Source organism: Polaromonas sp. P1_E3 (assembly GCF_056405935.1).
The window spans coordinates 1-2,504 of sequence record NZ_JBFUBD010000383.1 but is presented as its reverse complement, the minus strand read 5'-3'; the positions used below and the strand labels follow the sequence as shown (position 1 = coordinate 2,504).

Here is a 2,504-nt window from a genome sequence, read left to right as displayed (position 1 = left end):
GCCTTATCCGCCTTGCAACCCGCAAGACGACCACAAGCGCCTGGTGCGGACGTGGCTGGAAGACCTGCCCATGATCAATCACTATTGCTTTGCGGGAAAGCAGTCGTTCCAGAAGGGCTTTCGAGCGCTGGTGGCAGGTGGCGGCACCGGCGATGCCACCATTTTTCTGGCAGAGCAGTTGCGCCATACCGACGCCCAGATCGTGCATCTCGACATGAGCGGAGCCAGCATCGCACTGGCAAAGGAGCGCGCGCAGATTCGTGGACTGGCCAACATCACATGGGTTCACGATTCGTTGCTGAATCTGCCCGCGCTGGCAGCAGGGCTCGGCACCTTCGACTACATCAATTGCAGCGGGGTGCTGCATCACCTGGCCGATCCCGATGCGGGATTCAAGGCGTTGCGCAGCGTGCTCAAAGACGATGGCGCCATCGGGCTCATGGTGTATGCCACCACAGGCCGCACCGGCGTGTACCAGATGCAGGAACTCATGCGCCTGGTCAACGGCGACGAGGCGGATGCGCAGCGGAAAATCGCCAACACGCGCGACGTGCTGGCCAGCCTGCCCGCTACCAATTGGTTCAAGCGCAGCGAAGACCTGCACCACGACCACAAGATGGGCGACGCAGGCATCTACGACCTGTTGCTCCATTCGCAGGACCGCTCATACAGCGTGGGCGAGCTGTTTGACTGGCTGGGCGACAAAGCGGATGGCGCAAAGAGCGGGCACGGCATGCACCTGGAGTTCACCGACGTGCAGMGCGGCCTTTCGCCCTATTTGCCCCACATGGTGCTGGGAAGCAAACCGCCGGCCATCGCGGCAGCATTACGCAAACTGCCGCGGCGAAAACAATACGAAATGGCCGAACTGATGTCCGGGACCCTGATCACCCACTCACTGTATGTGACGCGCGGCGCGGCCTGCAAGGCGCCGTACGGCGATCCGGAATACGTGCCGTTTTTCTACCACGAGCCGCTGACCGGCGACATCGCGGCGCAGGTGTTCAGCAGCAACCGGGGCCAGCCCTTCATGCTCAGGCACCAGCACTCAGGCCTTGAATTCATGGTCAACCCGGGGAAATACGGCGCAAAAATCCTCGCACTGGTGGATGGAAAAAGGAGTTTTGGGGAAATCTTTGACCAGTTCCGCGCCGCGTGGCACGGCAAGGCAGCGGCACCCGACAACGCCGCATTGTTTGCCGACTTTGCCGAATCCTTTGATACGCTGGCCACTCTTGACCGGTTGCTGCTCAGGCACCCTTCGGGCGGCATGCCGGCCGCTGCATAACAACCGCAAGGTGCCACTCCAGGTGATGTCTATGCCGCAGAGCCGGACAGTCTGGGCTCCGGTTCGGGCGCCATCAAGGTCTCTGTAGTCTGCAGATCCACGACCACCACAAGCTCCCCGCCAAAGCGCCCGATGCCCAGGCCGCTCATCAGGCGTTGCTCCTCCTCGTCTGAGGCCATGCGCAGGAAGCACAGCGCCTGCTGCTTTCCCGCATGAGAGGCCGGCAGGATATTGAGCTGGGTGATCGACCCAAAACGGGAACACATGTTCCTGAGGACCATTTGCAGGGTGTCGATATCGGGGCATTGCTGCAATTGATCGAGTTCAAGAGGGGGCATAGGGATATGTGCTTCGCTAAAGAGAAAGGTCAGGGTCGTCGGCAGGCGCCATGCGGCAAGGGCGACAGCGATACAACAGGTCATCGAAAGAGGTCATTAACGGATGACACAGCATGCAATGCGATACCGCGCAATGCGGTGAGGCAGCAACAAGTACCAGCGTAGGACAAATTCGCCCCCAAGTAAGCAACAGAACGTTTTGCAACGCTTTATCGCCAACGCTTGCAAATCTCACACACCGCTGACGCCAATTCCGGATGCCATGCATCAGCATCAAGGACTGTCGTTTTGAAAAGCAGGTGATGTTCCGTGCCCGTTTCCACCGTCGATTCAACGTTTGCATTACACGTCCTGCCACCAGGAGGCGAAGAGCCGGCCGCATCAAGCCCCGGCAACACGGACCGGCTGACGCAGCTGGCTGCCCGGTCCTGCGCCACGCCCATTGCCATCCTGGTGGCCCTGGAAAATGGCCAGGCGCTCTTCAAGGCGGGCACCGGCTTTGCGCCGCATGAACGTGAAGGCCTGGTGACGCTCTGCACCGCCACACTCGAAAACCCGCCACGCCAGCCGCACCTACCCGCCCGTTGCGCTCCCGGTATCCACTTTTACCGGGGTGTGCCGCTGGCTGGTGGAGATGGCGTTCCGCTGGGTGTGCTGGCTGTCATGGACAGGGTTTCACGCGGTCTCGATGCTGCACAGGAAGAGGACCAGGACACGCTGGCTGGATTGATCACTGCGCAACTCGAACTGCAGAAGCAAACAGCGGGACCGGCAAGCACAGGCGGCTCGTCCGGACAGCAGACCGGAGAGGACGCCCAGCGGCTTGCCACGCGTCTGGGCATCACCCTGGAAAGTATCACTGAAGGGTTCTACACGCT

2 protein-coding genes and 1 pseudogene are annotated in these 2,504 nt (G+C 60.9%); 2 read left to right on the top strand and 1 reads right to left on the bottom strand.

The features are described 5' to 3' along the window. On the top strand, nucleotides 1-1,288 hold a 1,288-nt coding region (locus AC1D0Z_RS19560), incomplete at its 5' end, for a class I SAM-dependent methyltransferase (protein ID WP_477659841.1). Between the two features lie 29 nt (nucleotides 1,289-1,317). On the opposite strand, the gene AC1D0Z_RS19555 is transcribed toward AC1D0Z_RS19560, so the two are convergent. Further along, a complete protein-coding gene (locus AC1D0Z_RS19555; RefSeq protein WP_477659840.1) occupies nucleotides 1,318-1,626 on the bottom strand; it encodes a hypothetical protein in 309 nt (102 codons plus the stop codon). Between the two features lie 309 nt (nucleotides 1,627-1,935). Between AC1D0Z_RS19555 and AC1D0Z_RS19550 the strand changes: the two are divergent. Then, a pseudogene (locus AC1D0Z_RS19550) lies at nucleotides 1,936-2,504 on the top strand (GGDEF domain-containing protein); the annotation flags it as partial.

Bases quoted from the DNA above. Each gene is read 5' to 3' on its own strand.
- AC1D0Z_RS19555 (WP_477659840.1), bottom strand. From the start codon at position 1,626: ATGCCCCCTCTTGAACTCGATCAATTGCAGCAATGCCCCGATATCGAC.